The sequence below is a fragment of the Xanthomonas sp. SHU 308 genome (assembly GCF_000364645.1).
Taxonomy (GTDB): domain Bacteria; phylum Pseudomonadota; class Gammaproteobacteria; order Xanthomonadales; family Xanthomonadaceae; genus Xanthomonas_A; species Xanthomonas_A sontii.
In genome coordinates this window covers 1-1,571 of the sequence record NZ_AQOK01000427.1, presented here as the reverse complement: position 1 = coordinate 1,571, position 1,571 = coordinate 1, and the positions used below count along the sequence as shown (strand labels likewise).

The following is a 1,571-nucleotide window of genomic DNA, read 5'->3' as shown; positions in this document are numbered from 1 at the left end:
TCGGCGCCGGCGCGCGCACGCTGCGCGGCCTGCGCCAGGCGCGCCGCGTCGTCGTCGTCCAGGCCATCGGGCCCGGCATAGGTGCGGTACACCTCGAAGTGCCGCAGCAAGGCCATCAGCCCGCGCGCCAGCATCTGCGGGCTGAACTCGCGGGTCAGCGGATCCAGGTGCGCGGCGGCGCCCAGCGCCTGCACGGTGCGCACGAACTCGGCCTGCAGCGAACCCTGCAGGATCTCGTCGCGCGCGGCGCGCTGCTCCTGGCCGAAGTCGCCGCTGCGCCCGCTCCAGCGCCGCCACAGCGCGGTCAGCGGTTCGGCGCCGGCCGGGTCGTGCAGCACCGCGGCGACCTGGTCCATGAAGTCGTAGCCGGTGGTGCCGTCGCAGGGCCAGTCGCTGCGCAACTGCTCGTGCGGCGCCAGGATCTTTTCCAGATACAGGGCGATGCCGCCCGGGGCGATGCCGCGGCGGCGGCCGGCGCGGTCCAGTTGCGTGCGCAGCCGCTGCACGTAGCCGGTGGGGTCGGCCAGGCCGTCGACATGGTCGACCCGCACGCCATCGAGATGGCCCTCGGCGACCAGCCGCAGCGGCAGCTCGTGGACCGCGGCGAACACGTCGTTCTGCTCCACCCGCAACGCCGCCAGCGAAGTGATGTCGAAAAAGCGGCGGTAGTTGAGCATGTCGTTGCCGACCCGCCACCAGGCCAGGCGATAGCACTGGCGTTCGATCAGCCGGTGCAGGGCGTCGTCGCCCAGCCGCGCGGCGTCGTTGAGCCGGGCCGCCCAGGCCGGGCGCGCGCTGGCCGGTTCCTGGGCGATGGCGCCGTCCAGGCGGATCGGGAAGCGCTGGTCGTGGTGCAGCAGGACCACGCTGCCGTCCTCGGCCACCTGCAGCTGCAGCGCGCCTTCGCTCAGCGCCTGCGCATAGGGGCGGTCCAGCACCGGCAACCACAGCTTGCCCTCGCGCCCGGGCGCGCGCCAGTCGATGTCGAACCAGCCGGCATGGCGGCTGCGCCGGCCATGGGTGAGCACGTCCCACCACCACGGATTGCTCGGGTGGGTGGCCATGTGGTTGGGCACAATGTCCAGGATCAGGCCCATGCTGTGGCTGCGCGCGCGCTCGGACAGGTGCAGCAGCGCCGGCTCGCCGCCGAGTTCGGGATTGACCTGGCGCGGGTCGGTGACGTCGTAGCCGTGGGTGGAGCCGGGGACGGCGGTGCCGATCGGCGACAGATACAGGTGGCTGATCCCCAGCCCGGCGTAATACGGCACCTGTGCGGCGGCATCGAGCAGGGTGAAACCGGCATGCAGCTGCAGGCGGGCGGTGGCCCGCAGGGGAATCATGCGCATGCGTCGGCTCCTTGCGCGGCGGTGGCGGTGGATTGGCGGGTCTGGGCGAAGGCGTCCAGGCGCGTGGCGAGGGTGGCCGCGGTCGCGGCGGCATCGGGTGCGAGCAGGCGCCGGCGCCAGTTCGGGTGGCCGTCGACGGTGCCGGGCAGGTTGGGTTGCTGGTCCAGGCCCAGCGCGTCCTCGGCCGGCAGCAGGGCCAGCGGCGACGGCGTGGCGGCGACGAAG

General features: G+C 73.4%; 2 protein-coding genes. Both read right to left on the bottom strand.

Annotated features, from left to right (window positions below; genetic code table 11):
- The coding region (treY, locus tag D588_RS0114135; protein ID WP_026143719.1) for a malto-oligosyltrehalose synthase at window positions 1-1,340 on the bottom strand (1,340 nt) is incomplete at its 3' end.
- Window positions 1,337-1,571: 4-alpha-glucanotransferase (locus D588_RS24825; protein ID WP_043084985.1), on the bottom strand; the 235-nt coding region annotated here is incomplete at its 5' end. The genes treY and D588_RS24825, both read right to left, overlap by 4 nt.